The sequence below is a fragment of the Rhodanobacter sp. sgz306013 genome (assembly GCF_057031145.1).
Window position 1 is genome coordinate 98015 of sequence record NZ_JBXCIJ010000004.1, and the last position, 24668, is coordinate 122682.

At 67.3% G+C, this 24668-nt stretch carries 24 protein-coding genes; 10 read left to right on the plus strand and 14 right to left on the minus strand.

All coding sequences use genetic code 11. The features are described 5' to 3' along the window. Positions 1-4: 4 nt before the first annotated feature. Positions 5-1279, minus strand: coding sequence for a LysM peptidoglycan-binding domain-containing protein (locus tag AC2EWF_RS13525; RefSeq protein WP_483639909.1), 1275 nt, complete (start codon positions 1277-1279; stop codon positions 5-7). A gap of 348 nt (positions 1280-1627) precedes the next feature. Continuing rightward, the gene (locus AC2EWF_RS13530; protein WP_483639910.1) at positions 1628-3010 is read right to left on the minus strand and encodes a Do family serine endopeptidase; all 1383 of its coding nucleotides are present in this window, start codon (positions 3008-3010) and stop codon (positions 1628-1630) included. A 341-nt stretch (positions 3011-3351) separates the two neighbouring features. On the opposite strand from AC2EWF_RS13530, the gene AC2EWF_RS13535 reads away from it, so the two are divergent. The 6 genes from AC2EWF_RS13535 (at position 3352) to AC2EWF_RS13560 (ending at position 9691) form a co-directional block, all read left to right on the plus strand. Beyond that, on the plus strand, positions 3352-5514 hold the full coding sequence (locus AC2EWF_RS13535; RefSeq protein WP_483639911.1) for an adenosylcobalamin-dependent ribonucleoside-diphosphate reductase: 2163 nt from the start codon (positions 3352-3354) through the stop codon (positions 5512-5514). A gap of 45 nt (positions 5515-5559) precedes the next feature. Next, on the plus strand, positions 5560-6120 hold the full coding sequence (locus tag AC2EWF_RS13540) for a hypothetical protein (RefSeq protein ID WP_483639912.1): 561 nt from the start codon (positions 5560-5562) through the stop codon (positions 6118-6120). Positions 6121-6212: 92 nt separating this feature from the next. Continuing rightward, positions 6213-6983 (plus strand): TSCPD domain-containing protein, encoded by a 771-nt coding sequence (locus tag AC2EWF_RS13545; RefSeq protein ID WP_483639913.1) that lies wholly within the window; start codon positions 6213-6215, stop codon positions 6981-6983. 39 nt (positions 6984-7022) lie between these two features. Next, a complete protein-coding gene (locus tag AC2EWF_RS13550; protein ID WP_483639914.1) occupies positions 7023-8222 on the plus strand; it encodes a hypothetical protein in 1200 nt (399 codons plus the stop codon). Between the two features lie 43 nt (positions 8223-8265). Further along, positions 8266-8478, plus strand: coding sequence for a hypothetical protein (locus AC2EWF_RS13555; protein ID WP_483639915.1), 213 nt, complete (start codon positions 8266-8268; stop codon positions 8476-8478). A gap of 280 nt (positions 8479-8758) precedes the next feature. Next, entirely contained in the window at positions 8759-9691 is a 933-nt protein-coding gene (locus tag AC2EWF_RS13560) for a hypothetical protein (protein WP_483639916.1), read from the plus strand. Positions 9692-9827: 136 nt separating this feature from the next. Here the strand turns inward: AC2EWF_RS13560 and AC2EWF_RS13565 are convergent, their stop codons facing one another. Next, on the minus strand, positions 9828-10610 hold the full coding sequence (locus AC2EWF_RS13565; RefSeq protein WP_483639917.1) for a hypothetical protein: 783 nt from the start codon (positions 10608-10610) through the stop codon (positions 9828-9830). Between the two features lie 42 nt (positions 10611-10652). On the opposite strand from AC2EWF_RS13565, the gene AC2EWF_RS13570 reads away from it, so the two are divergent. Both AC2EWF_RS13570 and AC2EWF_RS13575 read left to right on the plus strand, forming a co-directional pair. Then, entirely contained in the window at positions 10653-11237 is a 585-nt protein-coding gene (locus AC2EWF_RS13570) for a transglycosylase SLT domain-containing protein (protein ID WP_483639918.1), read from the plus strand. A 147-nt stretch (positions 11238-11384) separates the two neighbouring features. Beyond that, the gene (locus AC2EWF_RS13575) at positions 11385-12002 is read left to right on the plus strand and encodes a hypothetical protein (RefSeq protein WP_483639919.1); all 618 of its coding nucleotides are present in this window, start codon (positions 11385-11387) and stop codon (positions 12000-12002) included. 30 nt (positions 12003-12032) lie between these two features. Here the strand turns inward: AC2EWF_RS13575 and AC2EWF_RS13580 are convergent, their stop codons facing one another. From AC2EWF_RS13580 to AC2EWF_RS13625, 10 genes are all read right to left on the minus strand, one after another. Then, on the minus strand, positions 12033-12899 hold the full coding sequence (locus AC2EWF_RS13580; RefSeq protein ID WP_483639920.1) for a helix-turn-helix transcriptional regulator: 867 nt from the start codon (positions 12897-12899) through the stop codon (positions 12033-12035). Between the two features lie 50 nt (positions 12900-12949). Continuing rightward, positions 12950-14542 carry an alpha-amylase family glycosyl hydrolase gene (locus tag AC2EWF_RS13585; RefSeq protein ID WP_483639921.1) on the minus strand — a complete coding sequence of 531 codons (1593 nt, stop codon included), beginning with the start codon at positions 14540-14542 and terminating at the stop codon, positions 12950-12952. Further along, positions 14539-15363: an alpha/beta hydrolase gene (locus AC2EWF_RS13590; RefSeq protein ID WP_483639922.1), complete on the minus strand. Its 825-nt coding sequence runs from the start codon at positions 15361-15363 to the stop codon at positions 14539-14541. Before AC2EWF_RS13590 ends, AC2EWF_RS13585 begins: the two co-directional genes overlap by 4 nt. Beyond that, positions 15360-16478 (minus strand): zinc-binding dehydrogenase, encoded by a 1119-nt coding sequence (locus AC2EWF_RS13595; protein ID WP_483639923.1) that lies wholly within the window; start codon positions 16476-16478, stop codon positions 15360-15362. Before AC2EWF_RS13595 ends, AC2EWF_RS13590 begins: the two co-directional genes overlap by 4 nt. Continuing rightward, complete coding sequence (locus AC2EWF_RS13600; protein WP_483639924.1) at positions 16475-17308, minus strand: phytanoyl-CoA dioxygenase family protein; 834 nt, start codon at positions 17306-17308, stop codon at positions 16475-16477. Before AC2EWF_RS13600 ends, AC2EWF_RS13595 begins: the two co-directional genes overlap by 4 nt. A gap of 348 nt (positions 17309-17656) precedes the next feature. Then, positions 17657-17818, minus strand: coding sequence for a DUF1328 domain-containing protein (locus AC2EWF_RS13605; protein WP_483640432.1), 162 nt, complete (start codon positions 17816-17818; stop codon positions 17657-17659). Between the two features lie 306 nt (positions 17819-18124). Then, entirely contained in the window at positions 18125-18328 is a 204-nt protein-coding gene (locus tag AC2EWF_RS13610) for a CsbD family protein (RefSeq protein ID WP_483639925.1), read from the minus strand. A gap of 100 nt (positions 18329-18428) precedes the next feature. Beyond that, a complete protein-coding gene (locus AC2EWF_RS13615; RefSeq protein ID WP_483639926.1) occupies positions 18429-18551 on the minus strand; it encodes a hypothetical protein in 123 nt (40 codons plus the stop codon). A gap of 129 nt (positions 18552-18680) precedes the next feature. Then, positions 18681-19028, minus strand: coding sequence for a BON domain-containing protein (locus tag AC2EWF_RS13620; RefSeq protein ID WP_483639927.1), 348 nt, complete (start codon positions 19026-19028; stop codon positions 18681-18683). A gap of 34 nt (positions 19029-19062) precedes the next feature. Then, the gene (locus AC2EWF_RS13625; protein WP_483639928.1) at positions 19063-19248 is read right to left on the minus strand and encodes a hypothetical protein; all 186 of its coding nucleotides are present in this window, start codon (positions 19246-19248) and stop codon (positions 19063-19065) included. Between the two features lie 170 nt (positions 19249-19418). On the opposite strand from AC2EWF_RS13625, the gene AC2EWF_RS13630 reads away from it, so the two are divergent. Then, positions 19419-20882, plus strand: coding sequence for a helix-turn-helix transcriptional regulator (locus AC2EWF_RS13630; RefSeq protein ID WP_483639929.1), 1464 nt, complete (start codon positions 19419-19421; stop codon positions 20880-20882). Here AC2EWF_RS13630 and AC2EWF_RS13635 read toward each other — a convergent pair. After that, the gene (locus tag AC2EWF_RS13635; RefSeq protein WP_483640433.1) at positions 20876-22342 is read right to left on the minus strand and encodes an MFS transporter; all 1467 of its coding nucleotides are present in this window, start codon (positions 22340-22342) and stop codon (positions 20876-20878) included. The genes AC2EWF_RS13630 and AC2EWF_RS13635 overlap by 7 nt on opposite strands. A gap of 358 nt (positions 22343-22700) precedes the next feature. On the opposite strand from AC2EWF_RS13635, the gene AC2EWF_RS13640 reads away from it, so the two are divergent. Then, complete coding sequence (locus AC2EWF_RS13640; protein WP_483639930.1) at positions 22701-24665, plus strand: serine hydrolase domain-containing protein; 1965 nt, start codon at positions 22701-22703, stop codon at positions 24663-24665. The last annotated feature ends 3 nt before the right edge of the window (positions 24666-24668 follow it).

Below are 24668 nucleotides of genomic sequence, written 5' to 3' on the forward strand. Positions count from 1 at the left end.
GACGTCAGTCGCTGCTGAGCAGCAATACCTGGCCCAGCTTGATGTTGTCGTTCTTCAGGTGGTTCCAGCTGCGCAGCTCGGCCACGTTGACGCCCTTCTTCTGCGCGATGCCGGACAAGGTGTCGCCCTTGACTACGGTGTAGGTCTTCGACGCGCCAGCGGTGCTCGTGCCGGCGGCGGCCGTCTTCGGCGCCGCGGTCACCGCCGTCTTGGCGGACTTGGCCTCGGCGTTGCGCTTGTCCAGCGCAATGCGGGCGGCCAGCGTGCGTTCCGAGGTCGGCGCGATCGCGGCGGCCGCGGCGTAGCTGGCGCCCGGCGCGGCGAGCGGCGGCCTGGCCGAGGAGGCGGTCGATTCGGCATAGACCTTGTTGCGGCGCTCCTCGTCCTTCGCCACCAGCCCGATGCCGTCCTGGTACGGCAGCACGAAGTGGTCGCGCAGCACGGCCTTCGCCTTGTCGGTCTGCAGGAAGTCGAGGAAGGCCTGGGTCTGCGCCGCCTTCGGGCTGTTCGGGTTGGTCACCAGGTACAGCGGGATGTACAGCGGGTAGCTGCCGTCCGCGATGTTCGCCACGGTGGGCGCCTCGCCGTCGATCGGGATCGTGCGCAGCTTGGGGTTGCCGGCCACGTTGCTCAGCGTGGACAGGCCCAGGCCGTTCGGGTTCAGCGCGATGCCTTCCTCCAGCGCCTTGGTGTTGAGGTACAGGCGCGGCGCGGAGATCTGCTGGTCGCCGCGGCCGAACAACAGGCTGCGCAGGCTGTATTCCACGCCGTCGTTCGGGCTGATCACCGCGTACAGGTCGATCGGCGCGTCGCGGCCGCCCACCTGGCTCCAGTTGGTGATCTTGCCGAAGTAGATCTCATGCAGCTGGCGCAGGTTGAGGCTGCGTATGGGGTTGGCCGGATTGGTGATCATCACCAGGCCGTCCCAGGCCACCGGGGTGAAGGTGAGGTGGCTGTCCTCGGCGCTGCCGTCGCTGGGGCGCGCGCTGCCGGCGAGGTCGGCCGCGCCGCTGGCCACCGCGTCAAGGCCCGAGGCGGTGTTGAACGGCTGCAGTTCGATGCGGCCCCGGCCCTCCTTCTCCCACAGTTTGGCCATCTCGGTGACCACGCCGTGCCCGGTAGTGACGTCGCCGCGCCAGACCAGCGTGGGTCCCTTGCTCCTGCTGCTGGCGGCCTTGTGGTGGACGGGGTGTTTGGTGGTTGTCTTGGCGGCGGCGGGTGCGACGAGGCAGGCACCGAGCAGGAGGGCGGACAGCAGGCGGACAGCACGAACGGACATGATGACGGAGAACCCCGACGGGAATGGGTGGCGGAAAGTGGTGTGGGTGGCGGCGCGTGATCCCGGCCGGCGCACGAGCAGGATGCTCGCAGGATATTTCATCGGCCTGAACAGAAAACATCAAGCGCGTTCATGCGCTTGTGAGACGCAGGCACGCCGCGAGGGTGCGCCCGTTCACGCCGCCAGCCATGCGCCGCCGCATGGCTGGCGGCGCGCGGATCGACCATCGGCGCCGCGCCGGGGCGGATCATCGGCGCGCCGCGCGCCGGTCCATCGTCGGCGCGGGGCGGTCACGCATCGGGCCAGGCAGGCCGGAAAGGGGCGGGCCGCCGCTTTCCGGCACCCGGGTCACTGAATCAGCACGTAGTGCGTACCGTCGGCGTCGGCCACGATCAGCACCAGCTGGCGCGGCCGCACGCCGGCCAGCTCGCGCAGCATGCGCAGGCCGGTGATGCGCTGGTTGCCGACGCCGATCACGATGTCGCCTTCGTTGAGCCCCGCCGCGGCGGCGCGGCTGTTCGGCTGCACCGCGCCCACCGCCACGCCGTACAGGCCCTGGCTGCGCTGGCTCTCGCCGAGCTCGTTGAAGGTGACGCCGGCCAGGCGCGGATCGAGGCTGGCGCCGGCGAGGCTGGCCAGTTTCTCCGGGCGCAGCACGGCGCTCACCTCGCGCGTCTTGCCGTCGTGCAGCACGCCCAGCTTCACCGTGCTGCCCACCGGCAGCAGGCCCTCGGTGTTGCGCAGTTCGTTCACGTCGCGCAGGGGCTTGCCGTCGATCGCGGTGAGCACGTCGCCGGGCTGCAGGCCGGCCTGCTCGGCGGGCGAGCCCGCGTTCACGCCGGTCACCACCACGCCCTTGTCCTGCGCCAGGTTCAGCAGGCGGGCGATGCGCGGGGTGATGTTCTGCGACTGCAGGCCCAGCGTGCCGCGCTGCACCTTGCCGTGGGCGATCAGCTGCTGCATCACCTCGGACGCGAGGTCGCTGGGAATCGCGAAGCCGATGCCCACGTTGCCGCCCGAGGGCGAGAAGATCATGGTGTTGATGCCCACCAGCTGGCCGCGCAGGTTCACCAGCGCGCCGCCGGAGTTGCCGGGGTTGATCGAGGCGTCGGTCTGGATGAAGTTCTGGTAGCCGGAGCCTCCCAGCCCCGAGCGGCCCAGCGCGGAGACGATGCCCGAGGTCACCGTTTCGCTGAGCCCGAACGGCTCGCCCACCGCCACCACGAAGTCGCCCACGCGCAGCTTCGAGGAGTCGGCCAGCGGCAGCGCCTGCAGGTTCGGCGCGTGGATCTGGATCACCGCCACGTCGGTGTCGGGATCGGTGCCGACCAGCCGGGCCTTGAACGTGCGGCCGCCCTGCAGGGTCACCGTGATGTCGTCGGCGCCGCCCACCACGTGGTTGTTGGTGAGGATGTAGCCCTTCGCCGCGTCCACCACCACGCCCGAGCCCAGGCTCTGCTCCACCCGCTCGCGCGGTACCGCGGGCAGGCCGAAGAACTGGCGGAACATCGGGTCGTCGAAGTACGGGTTGCGCACCTGCACCCGCGTCTTGCTGGAGATGTTCACCACCGCCGGCGTCACGTGCTCCAGCATCGGCGCCAGCGAAGGCATGGCCTGGCCATCCACCGCGGGCGGCATCGCGGCGCGGCCGGAGCCGGGCAGGGCGACGCCGAGCAGCAGCGCGAACGCGGCGGCCAGCCAGTGCGGAAAACGCAGGGGACGGGATGACATCGGACTCACTCCTGTCGAATCAAGAACGGCGCGCCTTCGACTGCAGGCGGTGCGCCGCGGTTCCCCGCGGCCGCGCGATCCGCCGGGCGTTCGCGCCACTTTACATCGGGCCTCCCCGGGGGTACCTTGCCTCCTATTCGCAACCACAACATCTTGTGTCTTGCCGCGAACGGTCGGACAAGCACTGGTGGGGTGGATCGCACTCGGGGGCGGGTCCGGCAGTCGATCAGCATGGCGTCGCCGCGGCATCCGTCCGTTGCCGCGTCGCCGCAGGCGGCGTGGACCGACATCAACAACAGACAAGAACGGCCGCGAGGCCGCACTGGGAGGTCAGGAAGCCGATGAGCACAGCGCGTGCGCCAGTCACGGGTTCGGAATTGCAACGCGACGCCGCCGCGGCGATTCCGCTGCAGCCCGCCTCGCAGGACATCTGGGACAAGAAGTACCGCCTGCGGACCAAGGCCGGCGAGCCGGTCGACGCCGACATCGACGGCACCTGGCGGCGCGTGGCGCGCGCCCTGTCCGAGGTGGAAACCACGCCCGAGCTGCGCGAGCACTGGAACGAGCGCTTCCTGTGGGCGCTGCGCCGCGGCGCGATCCCGGCCGGCCGCATCACCTCCAACGCCGGCGCGCTGGAGCACAAGCCCGCCACCTCCACGATCAACTGCACCGTGTCCGGCACCATCCGCGACTCGATGGACGACATCCTGGAGAAGGTGCACGAGGCCGGCCTCACCCTGAAGGCCGGCTGCGGCATCGGCTACGAGTTCAGCACGCTGCGCCCGCGCGGCGCGTACGTGTCGGGCGCCGGTGCGTACACCTCCGGCCCGCTGTCCTTCATGGATATCTACGACAAGATGTGCTTCACCGTCTCGTCCGCCGGCGGCCGCCGCGGCGCGCAGATGGGCACGTTCGACGTCAGCCATCCCGACGTGAAGGAATTCATCCGCGCCAAGCGCGAGGACGGCCGCCTGCGCCAGTTCAACCTCAGCCTGCTGGTCACCGACGGCTTCATGCAGGCGGTGGAGCACGACCAGGACTGGCCGCTGGTGTTCCCCATCCACGTGAAGGAGCGCGACGAGCTCGACCTCGACGACGCCGCCAAGGTGGTGTGGCGCGAGTGGCCCACGCACGAGAACTACATCGACCGCGAGGACGGCCTGGTCGCGTGCAAGATCTACGGCCACATCCGCGCGCGGCACCTGTGGGACATGATCATGGTCTCCACGTACGACTACGCGGAGCCCGGCTTCATCCTGATCGACAAGGTCAACGAGATGAACAACAACTGGTGGTGCGAGCACATCCGCGCCACCAACCCCTGCGGCGAGCAGCCGCTGCCGCCGTACGGCTCCTGCCTGCTGGGCTCGATCAACCTCACCACCTTCGTGCGCGACCCGTTCGGGCCGAAGGCCCGCTTCGACTGGGACGAGTACCGCGAAGTGGTGAAGATCTTCACCCGCATGCTCGACAACGTGGTGGAGATCAACGGCCTGCCGCTGGAGCAGCAGCGCCGGGAGATCATGAGCAAGCGCCGCCACGGCATGGGCTACCTCGGCCTGGGCTCCACGCTGGCCATGCTCAAGCACCGCTACGGCAGCGCCGAGGCGGTGGCCTTCACCGAGGACGTCTCGCGCGAGATGGCGGTGGCGGGCTGGGAAGTGGCGCTGGACCTCGCCAAGGAAAAAGGCGCCGCGCCCGTGCTGGCCAGGGACTACACCGTCACCGGCGACATGCTGCGCAAGCGCCCGGAAATGGCGAAGGACGGCTGGAAGGTCGGCGACGCCATCCCCGGCCGCGTGCTGCACGCCAAATACAGCCGCTACATGCAGCGCATCGCCGAGGTGGCGCCCAACCTGGTCGAGCAGCTGGCCGAGACCGGCGCGCGCTTCACCCACCACAGCTCGATCGCGCCCACCGGCACCATCTCGCTGTCGCTGGCCAACAACGCCTCCAACGGCATCGAGCCCAGCTTCGCCCACCACTACTCGCGCAACGTGATCCGCGAGGGCAAGAAGTCGAAGGAAAAAGTCGAGGTCTACAGCTACGAGCTGCTGGCCTACCGCGCGCTGATCAACGCCAACGCGATGCCGTACTCCGACGACCCGCAGGCCCGGCTGCCCGACTACTTCGTGGCCGCCGACGACATCAGCCCCAAGCAGCACGTGGACATCCAGGCCGCCGCGCAGAAGTGGGTCGACTCGTCGATCTCCAAGACCGCGAACGTGCCCACCGACTACCCCTACGAAGACTTCAAGGACATCTACTTCTACGCCTACAAGCAGGGGCTGAAAGGCTGCACCACCTTCCGCTTCAACCCCGCCGCCTTCCAGGGCGTGCTGGTGAAGGACGCCGACCTTGCCAACACCCTCTACCACTTCGAACTGGAGGACGGTAGTGTTATCGAACTTCGAGGCAATGAAGAAGTGGAATACGACGGCGAGCTGCACACCGCGGCCAACCTGTTCGATGCCTTGAAGGAAGGGTATTACGGCAAATTCTGACCCGGATCCACAACGCAACGATCACCGCCCGAGGGGAACACGCGCATGTCCATCGATAACGAATTCGAAGTGAAAGACACTGTCACGCCGGACGCCCCCGCGGCACCGGTGGTTGTCGTACCGGTCGCCGCGCCCGCACCGGCCGCTCCGGCCGCCGCGCCGAAGAAGGCAGCGAAGAAGGCCGCCAAGAAGAAGGCAGCGCCGAAGAAGGCCGCCGCCAAGAAGGCTCCGGCCAAGAAGGCTGCTGCCAAGAAGACCGCCAAGAAAGCCGTGAAGAAGGCGGCTGCCAAGAAGACGGCGAAGAAGGCCGTGAAGAAGGCCGCCGCCAAGAAGACGGCGAAGAAAGCCGTCAAGAAGGCCGCCGCCAAGAAAGCGGTGAAGAAGGCCGCGAAGAAGGTTGCCGGCAAGGCGAAGAAAGTCGCCAAGAAGGCCGCAAAGAAGGTCAGCAGCAAGAAGACGGCGAAGAAAGCCGCCCCCAAGAAGACAGCCAAGAAGGCTGCCGTGAAGAAGGCCGCCAAGGCGGTCAAGAGGTCCACTGCCAGCAAGAAGGCGAGCACCAAGGCGGCCAAGAAGCCCGCCGCCAAGAAGGCCGCCCGCAAGAAGTAAGTCCCGACGCGCCCGGCCCGGCCACGTGCCGGGCCGGGCGCGTTTTTCTCCGCGCCGCGCGCCGCCATCCATCCAGAGAAGAACAGCACACCATGGCGATCAAGATCGAAAAGAAGATCAAGGGCTACAACGTCGTCAAGCCCGAGGACAAGGCCGCGCCGGCCGCCGTACCCGCACCCGAAAAGGCCAAGGCCGCCGAACCGCGCCAGGCCGAAGTCATCCAGATGCACGAGAGCCTGGAGCGCCCCGAGCAGCTCATCGGCTCCACCTTCAAGATCAAGTCGCCGCTGTTCGAGCACGCGCTGTACGTCACCATCAACGACATCGTGCTCAACGCCGGCACCAAGCACGAGCAGCGCCGCCCCTTCGAGATCTTCATCAACTCGAAGAACATGGACCACTTCCAGTGGATCGTGGCGCTCACCCGCATCCTCTCCGCCGTGTTCCGCAAGGGCGGCGACGTCACCTTCATCGTGGAAGAACTCAAGGCCGTGTTCGACCCCCGCGGCGGCTACTTCAAGGCCGGCGGCGTCTACATGCCCAGCATCGTCGCCGAGATCGGCGCGGTGATCGAGCAGCACATGAAGAACATCGGCCTCATCCATGATCCCGAGATGAGCGACAGCCAGCGCGCGCTGATCGCCGAGAAGCGGGCTGCCTACGAGGCGGCCAGCGCAAAAAAAAACACTGACGCCAGCACCGCCTCTCCCGCAGGAGCGGCTTCAGCCGCGACCGCCGTGTCCGAATCCGAAGGCAGCTTCCCGCCCGGCGCCACGCTGTGCCAGAAGTGCAATACCCAGGCGCTGGTGCTGATGGACGGGTGTCAGACTTGTTTGAATTGTGGGTATTCGAAGTGCGGGTGATGCACTCATAGTGATTTCTGCTAGGAAAGGAAGACTGCCATGGCTCGACAGCAATCAGGAGAGAAATCCAAGCAGCCTGCGGCAGAAGCAGTTGCATCGCACGAAGAACGCGTAGAGGCCGCTGTTGCTCAAAAGCAGGCTCGGAAGCAACGCCCGTTTCCTGCCTGTGCCTTCGAAGAAGCCCTCGAATTTGCCGCGCAGATTTTCGCCTTTGGTAGCGGTCAGCCAGTTCGGCGTCTCTCAATTTTCGATCATATCGGCAAGTCCTCTGAAAGCGGGCCAAGCCGACAGTTGGTCACTAATGCTGGAAAATATGGGCTTATTGAAGGTGGATACCAAGCCGAGTTTCTGAAACTCACTCAGAAGGGGGCGCGTGCAGTTGATGAGGACATACCTCGTCGCGAGCAAGCCAAGGTTCGTGCTGAGCTGGCAATTCTTGATCTGCCGATCTTCAGTCAATTGTTTGAGAAATTCAGTGGCAGTAAATTGCCTTCGCGGGCGGCGCTCTCCGATGCCGTGAACGATCTCGGTGTAGCGAAGGAGCTTGCCGAAGAATGTGTAGATACCTTTATAGTTAATTTACGATTTGCAGGGCTTTTGCAGACGTTGTCTGGTTCAGAGCGAATTGTTAGTTTGGATCACTACCTGGATTCTTTGCCCACAACTGGTGTTGTTGCCAACTCCCCATCGATTGCCCATTCTTTCGAAAATCAGGGCGGTAGGCTCATTACGGCTGCTCACGCTGAGTATGAGAAGACTTGTTTTTACATAACGCCCATTGGAGAAGATGGCAGTGAGCAGAGAAAGCATTCTGATCTCTTCTTAGGTTCAATTGTTGAGCCAGCAATGGAGCAGTTTGGATTAACAGTTGTCCGTGCTGACGCAATAGATAAGCCGGGTACGATCACTCGGCAGATCATTGATTATATCCTTCGTTCGCGCTTAGTTATCGCTGACCTCTCATTCCATAACCCTAATGTATTTTACGAGCTGGCTATAAGGCACGCGGTGAAGCTTCCAATAGTGCAGCTGATCAGAATGACAGATCGTGTTCCGTTCGATCTCAATCAGATGCGAACTATTCGGATCGATACATCAGATATCTATAGCCTTGTTCCGAAGATTGAATTCTACAGATCCGAAATAGCGAGTCAAGTTCGGCGTGCGTTGGATGATCCGTCCACGGCGGACAATCCTATCTCCACTTTTGCTCCCGCGCTGAATGTGATGGTTAATTAGTGATTGGGTGATCGAGTTTGTGGTGATCACAAGGAGAAGCGTAATGGCTGATCGAGTATCGATTGATGGTGCTGTTCGAATTGCCTCGCAAGATAAGTCAATATCGTCTGTGGCGTTCGACCTTATGAGGTTCCTCGGCAAGGCCGGTTCCACTCAAGATGAACGGGCGAATCGCGCCTATTGGCTTACGCTTTATCGCCAGTGCTACAAGGCTGCGGATGGACATAGTCTTGAGTCAATTCTAAGAGAAGATTGATCCCATACAAAACACACAAAACAGGGGTCAGAGTGCACTTTCTCGTAAAGTCGACTCTGACCCCTGCTTTTCCCTATTGAGCCTGCCACGGTTCCTGGTCGATATGCATCGACTGATGCAAGGGGAAAGCATGTTCGGATGGTTTCGCAAGGAAGCGTTGCTCGATGCCGAGTTGACGATTAAAAGGGGGCGTGGCTAATTAAATCGATTTCTGCGACATGGATTCGTTGCAGGCGCCTGTGGGGTTCAGCGCCAGGAAAGACTGAAGCAGGGGGGCGTCATGTACCGATGGATCAAAGATCTCTGGGTAGGCTCGGGCCCTGTCGAGTTTGTCAGTTCGTACGGCTTGGCGGAGTCCGTGGATCGGCTGAAGGCCGTCACTAAGAAGTGGTCGCTCTTCAATGTTTCTGAGCAAGCGGCAGTCGGGCGGGTGAGCGAGGCACGCGTCTCCCTGCAACGGGTGATTCCGATGATAGGAAACTCGTTCAAGCCGGTGTTCGTGGGGCGGTTCGAACAGATGCAGGGCAAGGTGGTGTTGACTGGTCGGTTTCGGTTGAGCTGGTTTGCGCGCCTTTTCATGGCGTACTGGTTCGGCTTCTGCGTACTGTTCGTGGCGCTGTCCTTGGTGGCAGCCATTCACAAGCCTGCAGCAGCGCTCATGTCGTTGGCTGGTGCCGGCATGTTTGCGCTGGGGCTCGCCATGACGCGCCTGTTTACATGGTTCTCGCGCAATGATCCCGCGTGGCTTTCAGAAGTGATCCGAGGAGCGCTGCTTGCGTCAATGTCGGTGGATGCAAGTTCCGCATCGCCGACATCGAGCCCACGCGGCGCCCGTCCGATGTTCATCCCCATCGTCACCGGCATCTTCTGCCTGTTCGGCGTGATGTCCTTCGTCGGAGCTCTGCAGGGGGCGGGTGGCGCCGGCGGCCTGTTAGAGGCGCATTTTCCAGATGCTGTGCGTATTGCAGCAGCCGTCAGCGGTGCGTTGCTGCTGGTGTGCGCCTACGGCATCTACCATCGCCATCTCCTCGCATGGTGGGGCGGATTCACGGTGCTGTTGCTGGGTCAAAGCTACTCGCTGGTCGATCTTTTGACTCACGAGGACCTGGGCAATGCACGGGTGCCGGGCTTGCTCTTCGGTCTCGGGTCGCTCGTCGTCGCGAGCATTTGGGGGCGTTGGTGGTACGCGCAGCGGGTTCACTTTCATAGATAAGAGCTGAAAGTGGGGGATCGAGTGCACCTTTTACGACGTCGCCCCTCACTGCTTTCTCCCATGTCCCGTGGCGAGGTGCTCACCAGTTCGTACAGCGCACGGAAGGCATCCCGGCCTTCAAACCTCAGGCTCAGGGTCACTTACGAAGTCCAAGCCAACCCACCCCGCGCCACGAATCCGCCACCACCCACGCCGCCGCGGTCAGCACCCAGGTCGCGTACGTCTCGCCCCAGTTGAAAGCGCTGACATGGCCGGCGGCGACCATGGGCAGCCAGATCAGCAGCAGGAACAAGCCCATCATCACGGCCGAGAGGGTGGCGGCCAGTCGGGCCAGCCGGTTCAGGAGGATCGCCACGCCGGCGGCCAGGTAGGCGGTCCCGGTGAAGTAGGCCCAGAACACCGGCGCATGCAGCCAGTGGGGAATCAGCGGGGCGGTGAGGTTGAGATAGACGAAGTGCGAGAAGCCGAAGCCGAGCAGCGCCAGGCCGTAGAGCACGCGCGCCATGCGCAGGCCGCGGTGGCCGACGGCGAAGGCCAGCCGGCGCCGGTCCGCATCGGTGGCGAACCACGCATGCAGCACCCAGGCGGCGGCCACGATCACCGCCATCTCGCTGCAGTACTGGTACGAGCCTTCGCTGAGCGGCGCCCGCACGATCAGCGGCAGCTTGAACACCAGCAGCCACAGCAGCGTGTAGACAAACAGCACGCGCGCGGCCAGCGCCGTCGCGCGCGACCAGAGCAGGCCCAGGCCGCAGGCCAGGGAAACCACGGCGCAGAGACCGGCCAGGAACGTTGCGGCCTGCACGTGGTCGAACACCGGCTGCCATATCACGGTGAATCCGCCCTCGATCAGGCCCAGCAGGCCGAGGGCGATCAGGGTCGCCGCGAACACGGCATGCCCTATGCTGGCGATACGCATGGCTTGATCCTTCAGGAAGAAAAGGGCGCAGGGGCAATCCGGGTGCATCGAACAGTACGACATCTTGGCGCGGCAGTTCTTGCCATCGGCTTGCTGGCGCTGGCCGGTTGCGCCACCGCACCGCCGCGCGATCCCCACAACCTTTGCTCGGTCTTCCAGCAGTACCCAAGCTGGTACCGCGACGCGCATGCGGCGCAGGAGCGCTGGGGCACGCCGGCCAATGTGCTGATGGCGTTCGTGCAGCGGGAATCCGACTACCGCGAGAAGGCCCGCCCGGGGCGGCCGCACTTCCTGTTCATCCCGCTGCCGCGCCGCTCCAGCGCCTACGGCTACGCGCAGGCGCAGGACCCGGTGTGGCGCGAGTACCGCAAGGCCAACGGCGGCTGGTTCAAGAGCCGCAAGCACATGGGCAGCGCGCTGGACTTCCTCGGCTGGTACACCGACCGCATCCATCGCGAGCTGGGCATCTCCAAGTGGGACCCGCGGCATCTGTACATTGCCTACCACGAAGGCATCGGCGGCTACCGCAGCGGCCACTGGCGGCACGACCGCCACCTGTTGCAGACCGCCGACTACGTCGACCGCCTTGCCGGCGAATACGGCGCGCAGCTGCGGCATTGCAGATAGCCACCGGGCGCCCCGACCGCCAACCCCGCCCCGGCGCAAGGATCTTCCGGCCCTTGCGCCCGTCACCCCGGGTCGCGATGATCGCGCGCTGCAACCGGCCGCATCCGATGCGCCGGCAACGACTTCACGGGAAGACAGGGGTGGGATATGGAACTGGAACCTGAGACACACGCACACCCGCACAAATCGGGACACAGCCTGGTCGACATCATGCTGGCCATGAGCGCGCTGGTGCTCTCCGTGGTGTCGATGTTCATCGCCATCCAGAACCACCACGCCATGAAGCAGCTGGTGATGGCCAATTCGTGGCCTTACCTGCAGCACGAATCCAACAACGTGGGCAAGAACGGCGATGCCATGGTCATGCTGGGGCTGGGCAATGCCGGTGTCGGCCCGGCCCTGGTCGAGAAGTTCACGGTGAGCTACCAGCAGGCGCCCATGAAGAACACCGCCGACCTGTTGCGTCACTGCTGCGCCAGGAATGCCGGCGACCTGCAAACCCTGCAGGCCAACCTGATCACCGGAACCATGAACGGACGTGCGGTGGCCGCCAGGGATTCCGCCTACTTTGTGGAAATGCAGAAGCCGGGCGAGGGACCGTTGCTCGACCTGTGGAAGGCGCTAGACCACGCCAGGCGGTACGTTTCAACCGGGGTTTGCTACCGCTCGGTGCTGGGCGACCACTGGATCACCACCAGCGACGACTTCCGCCCCCGGCAGGTGGACTCCTGCGACGCCTTGCCCGGCCCGGCGTTCAAGGAATAGCGACCGCCGCGGGGCAGGCGTCGTGGCGCTTCAGCGGCGCCGCGACGGAGTTCGATCGCAACCGGTGCGCCGGTACTCGCCCGGCGTGACGCCGTAGCGATGCAGGAACAGCTCGCCGAAGTGCGAGGGCGTGGCGAAGCCCAGGTCCGCGGCGATGGCGGCGATGCTCTGCTCGGTTTCAAGCAGGCGGCGGCTGGCCAGGTGCAGGCGGTGCGTGCGCACGTAGTCGCTCCAGCTCATGCCGACCTGCTGCTTGAAGCGGCGGCTGAAATAGGCGGCCGACATCGCGCACAGCGCCGCGGCCTGCTCCGCGCCGGGCGCCTCCGCGGGGCGGCGGCGCAGGCAGTCGATGGCGGGGCGCAGGCGCCGCAGCCCGCTCGCATGGGCGGCCAGTTTTTCGCCCGCGACCGCCGGCGCCTGCGTGGTCGCGCGCAACAGCAACTCGACCACCGGCAAGGCCAGCGGATCGAGCGGGTCGAGCTCGACCAGCCAGTCGGCGAGCTGTTGCAGCCGTTGGCCGAGGTGCCGGTCCGGCCGGGCGCAGAACGGTGCGCGCAGGCGCTCCAGCCCGGCGCGCCGCGCCAGCGACTCGCCGGCCGCGGCCTCCACCTGCACCAGCACCCAATCACGCGGGCCGGCCTCCAGCGAGAAATCGTGCTGGCGCATCGAGGGAATGAAGGCGAGGCAGCCGGGCGCCAGCGCGTAGCGATGGTCCTCCACGTCGAAGTGCCCGGCCACGCGGCCGAACAGCACCAGCTCGTATACGTCGTGGAAGTGCACGAACGGCTCGCTGCGCGGCGCGCTACCGCCCTGCCGGATGCGCTCGACCCGCACCGGTGCGCCCGGTGGCAGTTCCACCGGTTCGCAGATGGGGCGATCGAGGTGAGGAAGGGCCATGGCCGTTGCCTGTGCCGCCGTGACCCGCCGGATTGTCCCCGATTTCGCGTTCAGCGCGGCGGCGTGCCCAGGATGCGCACCTGCATCGGTTGCAGCACGGCGTCCACCGTGCCGGGTTGGCCATCGTCCAGCAGGTCGGTCCACGCCGCACCGGCGGGGAACGTCGCGCCCAGGTGCGGACGTGCCGCGGTCTTGCCGAGATTGACCAGCAGCAGCGTGCGCCGGTCGCCTTGTTCGCGCAGGATGCACAGCACCGCGCTGCCGTCGTCGCAGAGGATGCGCTGGCCGCCGCCGTCGATTTCCGGCCGTGCATGGCGCAGCGCCAGCAGCCTGGCGTACCAGTGGTAGAGCGAGTCGGGAGTGGCTTCTTCTTCCTGCAGCGAGACGCCGTCGCGCGAACGGTTGTAGCGGTCTTTCCAGAACCACTGGTCGCCGCGGTACCAGATCGCCGAACCGGCGGCTTCCAGGTCGGCGTTCCAGCGGAAGGCCTCGCGCACGGGAATGCCCACGGCGTCGGTGAGCGGGATGCCGCCGGACTTGCCGATGTTCTTCGGCTGCACGCCGCGCATGCCCAGTTCCTGCCCGTAGTAGATCAGCGGATCGCCCTTGAGCATCAATTCGATCGCGGCGCCGGCGCGCGCCTTCGCGGGGTCGTCGTGGACTGCCGACATGTAGCGGTCGACGTCGTGGTTCTCCAGCAGGATCACCTGCTGCTTGCCCGGCGGCGTGGCTGCCTCGGTGGCGCGGATGTTCTTCACGATGGCGGCCTTGTCCAGCGATACCAGCGCGCCGCGCAGCGGGAAGGCGAACACCATGTCGACGTGGCCGGCGGTCAGCCACTTCGTGCCGTAGCCCCAGTCGGCCTGTTCGGCGAGGATGCGCAGCGCGGGGCGGCGCGCCTTGAGCGCCCGGAAGATCGGCGCCCAGAAGCCGGCGAACAGGTGCTTGTCCAGCCCCTTGTGGTCGAGGTCGTCCATCATGTGGTCGATGCGGAAGCCGTCCACGCCGTCGCGGCCGCTGCCGTCGCCGTGCGGGTCGGCCCAGTACAGCAGCAGGTTGCGGAAGTAGTCGCGCACCGCCGGGTTTTCCAGGTTCACCATCGCGATGCCGATGTCGCGCCCGTCGTAGCCCAGCCACTTCGCCTTGTCGAGGAAAGGCTCGGCCACGCAGTGCTGCGGGTCTTTCCACAGCAGGTAACCGGCGTACCTGGCGTGAGGCCTGCAGATCGAGTCGCGCCACCACGGATGGCCTTCGGCGACGTACTGGAACTCCTCGTCCAGGTAGACCTTGAGGCCTTGCGCATGCGCGGCGCGGACGAAGGCGAAGTAGTCGTCCAGCGTGCCGTAGGCGGGATCGATCGCCTTGAACGCGGTGGCGAAGTAGTTGTGGTAGTACGGCGAGGGTTGCAGCGGCGTCAGCAGCAAGGTGGTGGCGCCGAGCCGCCGGATGTAGCCGAGCTTCGAGGCCAGCCCCTTGAGGTCGCCGATGCGGTCGCCGTCGGAGTCGCGGAAGCTGCGGAAGAAGATCTGGTAGAACACCTGGCTGGCCGGCTGCGCGGGCGGCGGCGTCGCGGCCGGCGCGGGCAGGACAAACAAGGCGAACAGGGCGGCGAAGGCAGCGGCCAGCGGTCGTGCGGATTTCATGCATCGTCCTCCGTAGGGCGCAGCACCTGGCCGAAGAAGCGCAGCGTCTGTTCCAGCGTAGCCGACCAGTAGGCCCAGTCGTGGCCGCCGGGGGCCTCGGCATAGCGGTGCGCGATGCCGCTGCGTTGCAGCTGGTGGTGCAGTTCGCGGTTGCCTTCCAGGTAGGGATCGTCGAGGCCGCAGTCGATGCGCAGCGCAGGCCGTGGGCCGCTGGCGGAGGCCAGCGCGGCCGGCACGCTGCGGTCGGCGAGCGCCGGGTTCCAGCCGTTGCGGGTTTCCTCGATCAGCGCATCGAACTGGCTGGCATCGGTCACCGCCGACAACGCCGCCGCCGCCGCGATGCGCCGCGGGTATTTGCCGGCCAGCCGCAATGCGCCGAAGCCGCCCATGCTGAGCCCGGCCACCAGCAGCGGCGAACGCGGGCTGCAGTCCGCGACGAGCTCCTGCGCCAGCGCCGGCATCTCGTCGACGATCCAGCGCTCGACGTCGTGGTCGGCGTGCACCACGTAGCCGGAGCCGTCACCCCACAGGCCGTCCGACGGCATCAGCAGGGCCACCGGCGGCAGTGCACCCTGCGCGATCAGCCGCGCGGCAGTGAGGTGCGCGCGGCCTTTCAGCGCCCAGGCCCAGTGCGAGCCGTACACGCCGTGCAGCAGCACCACGATCGGCAGGTCCGCCACGCCCTGCGCCACGGGCGGCACGTAGAGGGTGACGTCGGCGCGCCGGCGCAGCGCGCGGCTTTTCACGGTGGCGAAGCTGAGCCCGTCCGCCGCGATGGCGGGATCGGAGACCTCGATGGTGCGGAAGGTTTCGTCGTTCATGCGATGCGCAGCACGCCCTTGCTGCTGCGTCCGGCCAGCATGTCGTCGAAGGCGCGGTCCAGCGCCTCCATCGGGTAGCGGTGGCTGACCAGCGCCGCCAGTTCCAGCCTGCCCTGGGCGATCCAGTCGAACAGCCGCGGAAAATCGCGCGACGGAACGCAGTCGCCGTACAGCGGCGCGAGATAGCGCTTGTTCCAGAACAGGTCGGTGAGCTCCAGCGAGGCCGGGCCGTGTGCGCCGCTCAGCTGCAGTGCGTTGCCGCCGTTGCGGGCGAGCTTCAGCGGCAGGAAGGCCAGCGCCGGCACGCCGGTGGCCTCGAAGGCGTGGTCGACGCCGCGGCCGTCGGTGAACGCGCGCACCTCGGCGACGAGCTGCGCGTGGTCGCCGTCGTGCGCCTGTGGCACCAGGGTGTGCGTGGCGCCGAGTGCGCGGGCGCGCTCCCGCCGCGCCGGTACGCGGTCGATCGCGATGATGCGGCGGGCACCGGCGATGCGCGCGCCCTGGATCACGTTCAGGCCCACGCCGCCGCAGCCCAGCACCGCCACCGTGTCGCCGGGCGCCACCGCCGCCACGTTCACCGCCGAACCCACGCCGGTCATCACCGCGCAGCCGAGGATGCAGGCCGTGTCGAGCGGGAGATGGCGCGGCAGCGGCGTCACCGCTTCGGCGCGCACCAGCGTGTAGTGCGCAAAGGTGCCGAGATGGAAGGAGCGCTCGATGGCCTGCCCGAGCCAGCGCGTGGCGCCGGCGTGGGCGCGGCTGCGGCCGAGGCGTGGCACGTCGCGTTCGTGGGTGCGCTCGCACAGCGCCGCGGCGCCGTGTCCGCACTGCCAGCAATGGCCGCAGGGGATGGCCCAGTTCAGCAGCACCGGCTGGCCGATCTCCAGGCCTTGCACACCGGTGCCGATGGCCTCGACGTGGCCGGCGCCCTCGTGCCCCAGCACCAGCGGGCCGGGCCAGCGCAGCGAGGCGTGGTCGGTATGGCAGACGCCGGCGGCGGCGATCGCCACCCGCACCTCGCCCGCGGCGGGAGGATCGACCTCGACGGTGCCGACCACAAAGCGGCCTTCGCCGTCGGCGATGACCGCGTTGCCGCGGACGACGCCGGGCGTCATGCGCTGGCCTGGTCCGCGGACGGGTCCCGCTCGAACAGCAGCGGATTCTCCGGCGTGTCCACCACCTCGCCCACGCGCGCGCCGGGGCACCAGCGCTCCCAGTCGGCCTGCTGCATGTGGTTGTCCGGCGCCTTCAGGCGCATGTCGCGGTCCATGTAGATCACCGTCATCACCGAGCGTGGCCGGGTCGAGCGGTTCGGGCCGGCGCGATGGAAGGTCCAGCCGGAGTGGAAGCTCACTTCGCCGAGCTCGAAGGGTTCGTCGACCACGGGGAAGCCGTGCGCCTGCATGTTTGCGGTGATCGCGCGTTCGCTCTCGTCGGAGATGCCGAGGTCGCGGCCGAATTCCACGTGCTGGCTGCCGGCAAAGAACGCCAGCGGGCCCAGTTCCCGCGGCACCGCCTGCAGCGGCACCCAGGCGGTGATGGTGCGGTCGCTGGCCAGCGGCCAGTAGTACTGGTCGGCATGCGCGGGCGTGATGCCGCCGCCCGGTTCCTTGTACAGCGACTGGTCGTGGTACAGCCGCACGCCGTCCACTTCCAGCAGCGCGGCGGCGATGCCGGCGAGGCGCTTGCCGAACACGAACTCGCGTACCGTTCCGCTCTGCCGCCACAGGTTCATCACCTGCAGGAAGGCGCGGTCGTAGGTGCTGCGCTCTTCGAGCGGCCGGGTCTGCGTGTTCAGCGCGATGGTGAGGCGGGTGATCTCCGCGCCGTACTGGGCGAGCTCATCGGCGTCGAACACCTGCTTGAGCCGGATGAAGCCGTCGCGGCGGTAGTCGGCGATCTGCCGCGCGGCGAGCGGGTAGGGGCGGTCGAGGTCGATGGCCATCGGGTGTTCCTGCCGTTTCCGGTATGCCCGTACCGGAAACGGCAAGGGGGACCGCTCCATGGTAGGAACGGCCTCCAGGCCTGGCATCGGCGGCGCATGTCCAATGCGCGCCGGCGACTGTCGGATTCATGACCTGGCGGGACGCTTCCTGCGCCTGCAGCCAACGGCCGCGCACGCCGAACGATGCGCCAGGCATCGGCTTGCCGGCTGGCCTGGCGCGCCGCCGTTGCGGCGGCCGGCGCGGGGCCGTGGTTGCGTGGAGGCTGCAACCCGGCCACGCGCCGGCCTGTGGATCCGGCTTCGGTCCCGGCCGCCCCCGGCACGGGCTGCACCCGTGCCGGGCCGGTGCTAGCCGCGCCTGCGCCCGGAAATGATGGAGACGACGAACAGGATGAGGAAGATGACGAACAGGATCTTGGCGATCGTGGCGGCCACGCCTGCGACAGCCAGGAAGCCGAAGGCGCCGGCGACAATGGCGATGATCAGGAACACGACGGCGTACCAGAGCATGGTGTTTTCCTCGGTGGTGTGGGGCGGGTTTTCGGTGCTGCGTGGTGGAGCGCGCTTATGGCGCAACGCGCCCCGTGTCCGGTCGCGCGTGCAGCCGGCCGGGATGTCGGCGCACCGGCCCAGGGCCAATTGCCTCCAGGCAGTCGCGCCGCCTGCCCGCGGGGGCGGGGCCAGGGCAGCCATGGCGTGTTGCGGATGCAGGGCGGGTCGCGCGGAACGCCGCGCCGGCCGGAAGACGCCGCAGGTGGGGATGTTCGAAGAGCGGGGCGCGGATGCCCCACGGAGGGGCATCCGCGCCAGGGACTCTTACAGATCCAGATCGAGGTCGAAATCCTTGATCTGCCTCTTCGCCTCGTCGCGGGCGATGCCGTAGCGTTCCTGCAGCTTGCCCGCCAGGTACTCGGTGCTGCCGTCGGCGACCATGAGGTCGTCGTCTGTCAGCTTGCCCCAGCGCGCCTTGAGCTTGCCGTGGAGCTGCTTCCATTGACCCTTGATCTTGTCTTCGTTCATCGTTGGTTCTCCGCAATGAGGGGATTGGAGCGGGGTGATTCGAGGTGGGATGATTCGTTCTCCGTCGCGGCGACAACGCCGGGAGGGAGTGCGTTTCCTGCTACAGGCCGCGCTCGAATTCATGGACCTGCAGCCGTGCTTCCTGCCTGTCGATGCCGTAGCGGTCCTGCAGCACCCGCGCCAGGTACCTGGCGCTGCCGTACGGATACAGGACATCGTCCACGGTGAGTTTTCGCCAGCGGCGCAACAGCCTGTCGGCAATCCGCGGCCACTCTTCGCCGATCCTGTCGCAGCCCGGGCAGGCTCTCCATGGCGACGCGGCGGGCTGCTCCGGGGCGGCCATCGTGCCCGGTCAGTCCTTTGCCTTGAGCCCGGAGGCGTCGACGTCCCTGACGCCCTTCACGCTCCTGGCCGCGGCCACCGCCTTCCTGACGTCCGTGCGGGTGGCCAGCACCCCGGTCAGCGTGACCACGCCGTTGACCGTCTTCACGTCCACGTCCATGCTTTTCACGCCCTTGGTGGTGCCGAGTTCGCCTTTCACCTTGGTCGTGATCCATGCGTCGCTGACGGCTTGTCCCGCGTCGGCCGAGTGATCGCCCGCGGGGGGCGTTTGCGGCGCGGCGAGCGCGTCGCTGGCCATCATTCCGGCCCCCAACGCCGCGGCGAGGGTGAGTACTGACATCGTGCGCAATGCTTTCATGCCGTTTGTCTCCTGGTCGATCGGGGGTTTCGCCTCAGCGCCCGGATGGCGTGCGGGCGTCGCGCTGCTTGCCTTCGCCGGGGCGGCGCAGCGTGTCGGGATGGCGGCCGCCATCCTTGTCTCCGCCGCCGGGCGGACGCGGCTCCGGGCGGCGTTGCGGTGACGGCTCGTGGTGCTTGTCGGGACGGCCGGACTGCCTGGGTGAGCGTGTGGCTTGCATGGGGGACTCCTCTATCGAAGGGCCTGTCGTGGGCCGTCATCGAAACTATGGCCACCGCGCGCTTTGTGATAGAGAAGTTTTGACCAGCCGGCCTGGTAGGTTTCTACCGGTTGCAATGCGCGCCGTTCGCTCCCGAAATGGCGGCCTCCCGGAAACTTGCAGGATTGCCGATGAGCGCCAAAGCACCGAAGGCACCGAGGGACCGCAGCGAGCTCCAGCAGATCCTGGCCAACCTGGTCCAGGGCGTACTGGTGGTCGAACTGGACGGGTCGATCGCGTGGGCGAACGACGCCGCACTGGAGATGCATGGCTGCACCGGACTCGAGCAGCTGGGCGCAGGCAGGGTCGGCTACCGCAAGCGCTTCGCGTTGCGCTATCTCAACAACCACCGGCTCGCGGCCAGGCAATATCCGCTGGACCGCCTCGTCGCCGGCGAGCGCTTCGACGAGATGACGGTGGAGGTGACCCGCCGGCCGCGGGACGATTTCCGCCGCGTGCTCGAGCTGCGCGGGTTCCCGGTGGTCAGCACGCGGAAGATCATCGAATCGCTGGTGCTCATCATCAACGACGTGACCGAGCGCGAAAGCGCCGCCGACCGCTTCGAGCGCGCGTTCGCCGCCAACCCGGCACCCGCGGTGATCCTGCAGCTGGCGGATTCGCGCTACGTGAGGGCGAATCGCGGCTTCCTCGACATGACCGGCCTCACGCAGGAACAGGTGGTCGGCCGTCCGTTCCACGAACTGGACGTGCTTCGCGACGCCGAGCACCGGGAAGCGGCGCTCGATGCCATGCGGGAACACCGCTCGATCCCGCAGCAGGAGGCGCTGGTGCGGGTGAACGACGGCGCCGACAAATTCGTGATCGTCGCCGCCCAGCCGATCGAGATGGACGACGAAGCGTGCATGCTCTTCACCTTCGCCGACCTCGATGCGCGCAAGCGGGCCGAGGCGTCGCTGCGCCGGAGCGAAGAGCAGTTCGCCAAGGCGTTCCGGTCGGCCCCTGTGCCCATGCTGATCTGCGTGCGGTCGGACTGGCGCGTGCTGGCGGCGAACGAGGCCTTTGGCGGCGCGACCGGGTACCACCACCCCGATATCCAGGGTCAGACCATCCGGGAAATCGGGCTCTGGAAGAGCGCCAGGATCCTCGATGAGCTGTGCGTCAGCCTTGACGCGGGACAGGAGACGCGCGGCCTGGAAGTCCCGCTGGCCACGCGCGACGGTTCCGCCATCGATTGCCTGCTTTCCGCCGAACCGGTGACGATCCAGGACGAAGCCTGCGTGCTGTGCGTGCTGCAGGACGTCACCGAACGCAAGCGCGCGGAAGCCGACGTGATCCTTGCCATCGAAACGGTGATGAAGGACACCTCGTGGTTCAGCCACACCGTGATGGAAAAGCTCGCGCAGATACGCCAGCCGGGAAGTGCCGGGGGAGAACTGGCGGAGCTGACGCCGCGCGAACTGGAAATCCTGGGACTCATCTGCAAGGGCATGGGCGATGCGGAAATCGCCAGCACGCTGGAACTTTCACGCAACACCGTCCGCAACCACGTCGCGAACCTGTACAGCAAGATCGGCGTGAAACGGCGCGGCGCCGCGGTGGTCTGGGGGCGCGAACGCGGCGTCGCCAGCTACTGACCCGGTGGCGCCGGCCGCGGTTCTGCCAGGCGCACCCGCAGCGTGCACAGGCCCGCCACCAACAGGCTCGCGCCGCCGCTGGCCAGCGCCCACACCGGCTGGCCGTGGAAGCAGCGCTTCAGCAGTTCGCCCAGCATGCTGGCGGCGACCAGCTGCGGGATCACGATGAAGAAATTGAAGATGCCCATGTACACGCCCATCTTCGCCGCGGGCAGGTTGTCCGACAGCATCGCGTAAGGCAGCGAGAGGATCGAGGCCCAGGCGAAGCCCACGCCCAGCATCGGCAGCAGCAGCCAGTGCGGGTCGCGCACGAAGAGGAAGGCCAGCAGTCCCGCGCCGCCCAGCCAGAGGTTGAGCAGGTGACTCGCGCGCAGGCCCCAGCGGCGCACCATCCACGGGATCACGAACGCCGCCAGCGCGGCGCAGGCGTTGTAGGCGCCGAACAGCACGCCGACCCAGTTCGCCGCCTCGTTGTACAGCGCCGAGTGCGCATCGGTGGCGTGGTATTGCACCTGCGCCACCGCGGCGGTGGCGTAGATCCACAGCGCGAACATGGCGAACCACGAGAACAGCTGCACCCAGGCCAGCTGGCGCATCGCCAACGGCATCACGTGCAGGTCGCCCAGCACGTGTCCCAGCAGGCCGCGCCGCCGATTCAGCACGGGGTGCAGCTTCAGCGCCAGGTTGTAGCCGAGCAGCAGCAGGCCGTAGATGGCCAGGCCTGCGGCCAGCAGGTACACCTCGTCGCGCAAGCCGAAGCGGGCGATCAGCAGGGCGAGGATCACCCCGCCCAGCAGCCAGGCGCTGCCGTTGCGCCAGATGCCGTGCAGCTCGGGCAGCGTGCCGGTGGCGGGCGCGGGATCGAATGCCTGCAGTTGTTCCGGCGGATACTCGCGCGTGGTCGCCACCGTCCACAGCACCGCGCCCAGCAGCGCGGCACCACCCGCGTAGAACGCGTACTTCACCGTGTCGGGGATGACGCCCGGCGCCGCCACGTTGCTGACGCCAAGCTGGGCCAGGATCCACGGCAGCATCGAGGCGACCACCGCGCCCGCGCCGATGAAGAAACTCTGCAGCAGATAACCCTGCGGCCGCTGCTGCACCGGCAGCTGGTCGGCCACGAAGACGCGGAACGGTTCCATCGCCACATTGAAGGTGGCGTCCATCAGCCACAGCAGGATCGCCGCCATCCACAGCGTGCCGGCGTCCGGCATCCACAGCAGCGCCAGCGTGGCCAGCAGCGCACCGGCCAGGAAATACGGGCGGCGCCGGCCCAGCCGCGTCCAGGTGCGGTCGGAACAGTGGCCGATGATCGGCTGCACGATCAGCCCGGTGATCGGCGCCGCCACCCACAACACCGGGATCTGCTCCAGCGAGGCGCCCAGGGTCTGGAAGATGCGGCTGACATCGGCGGTCTGCAGCGCGAAGCCGAACTGGATGCCGAGGAAGCCGAAGCACATGTTCCAGATCTGGCGGAACGACAGCTCCGGCCGGACCGTGGCGCGGCCGGGCGGGCGCGAGGGTTGGTTGGGCGGCGTCAAGCAAGGTGGTCCTGCGCAAGGCGACCCGCGCAAGCTTAGAGCCTTGCCAATGCCTGCGCGCAGCCTGCGCCGGCATTGAACGGCCTCCGGACAGCATCGCAGCGCGGCAACTCGTGGTTCGCATAAGTATCCATCCGGTGCAACGGGCGGCCGGCGAGACGCGCAAGCTGCGGGCGCCGTCGCGATTCCGGTGCGTGGCCGCGTGCCGTTGGCTGGATTTCACGGGCGGCGTGTTTTGATGGCATGGTCCCGTTTCCGCCGACGCCACGGATATCCCATGAACCGCCCGCTGCGCTTGTGCCTGTGCTCCCTGCTGTCGATGTTCGCGACGGTGGCGGCGGCGCAGATCGAGATCCGCCCGCTGGCGGAACAGGCGCCGCCGAAGCCGGTGCCGCTGGGTGCGCACCCGCTGACGGCGGACGATGCCGGTGCATGGCTGGATGGGCTTATGCCGTACGGCCTGGCGAAGAATGGCCTCGCCGGCGCGGTGGTGGTGATCGTCAAGGACGGCCAGGTGCTGCTGTCCAAAGGTTACGGCCATGCCGACGTGGCGGCGGCCAGGCCGGTCGATCCGGCCGGCACGCTGTTCCGCGTCGGCTCGATCTCCAAGCTGTTCACCTGGGCCGCGGTGATGCAGCTGGTCGGACAGGGCAAGCTCGATCTCGATGCGGACGTGAACACGTACCTCGATTTCAGGATACCGCCGCGCGACGGCCAGCCGGTGACCTTGCGCGAGCTGATGACGCACACGGCGGGCTTCGAGGAGACGGTCAAGAACCTGTTCGCCCCCGGCCCGCGGCATTTCCTCGGCAACGCGGCGTGGGTGAAGGAGTGGGTGCCCGCACGCGTGTACCCGCCGGGCCAGGTGCCTGCCTATTCCAACTACGGCGCGGCGCTGGCGGGCTACATCGTGCAGCGCGTGTCGGGCCAGCCGTTCGACGACTACGTCGAGGCGCACATCCTGCAGCCGCTGGGCATGCGGTACGCGACGTTCCGCCAGCCGTTGCCGGCCGCGTTGGCGCCGCACATGGCGAAGTCCTATGCGTACAGCGACGGGCCGGCGAAACCGTTCGAGCTGGTCAACGCGGCGGCGGCCGGGGCGCTGTCGGCCAGTGGCGAGGCAATGGCGCGCTTCATGCTGGCGATGCTGCAGGGCGGCAGTTACGGGGGCGCGCAGATCCTTGCGCCGGCCGCGCTGCGCGAGATGCTCGATTACCGTCACGCCGCGGTGCCCGGCCTGCCCGCGATGGCGCTGGGGTTCTATCACATGGACCGCGACGGCCAGGACATCCTAGGCCACGCCGGCGACACCCGCTGGTTCCACAGCGAGCTGGCACTTTTCCCGCAGCAGGGCGTGGGCGTGTTCGTGTCCATCGATGGCCGCGGCGACGGGGGCCTGCGCAAGCAGCTGCTGGATGGTTTTTCCGACCGCTATTTCCCGGCGCCGCCGGAAGTGGCGCAAGCCGCCCTGGCCAGCGCGGGCAGGGACGGCGCCCTGCTGGTGGGGCGTTATGCGAGCAGCCGCGCCTCGCAGTCGAACTTCATGGCGATGCTCGGCCTGCTCTCGCAGGTGCGCGTCGAGCAGGCGGCCAACGGCGAACTGGTGACGCCGGACTTCCACGATCTCGCGGGTCGTCCCCGGCACTGGCGCGAGGCGGCGCCGTTCCTGTGGCGCGCGGTGGGCGGTCACGAGTTGCTCGGTGCGCGGGTGGAGCAGGGGCGGGTGCGCTGGATCTCGATAGCCGCGGTCTCGCCGGTGACGGTGTTCCTGCCGGTGCCCGCGTGGCGTTCGGCGGCGTGGAACCTGCCGCTGCTAGGGCTGATCGTGCTGGTGCTCGCGCTCACCGCGCTGCTGTGGCCCGTGGCCGCGCTGGTGCGTCGCGCCTGCGGCAAGCCGTTCGCGCTCACCGGCCGGGCGCGGCTGTGGTACCGGCTGAGCCGGGTGGCGGCGATCGCGCAGCTGCTGTTTTTTGCCGGTTGGGCCGGAGTGCTGGCGCGCCTCGATGCGGACATCGCCGGCATGGACAGCGGGTTCGACGGTGCCCTGCGGCTGATCCAGTTGGTCGGCCTGCTGGCTGTCCTCGGCATCGCGGCGGCGGCGATGAACGCATGGCATGCATGGCGCGCGCGGGGCGGTGGCTGGTGGCGCAAGGTCAACAGCGCGGCCCTGCTGCTGGCCTGCCTCGCCACGCTGTGGTTCGTCGCCAGCCTCCATCTGCTCGGTCTCCGCCTGGACTATTGAGCG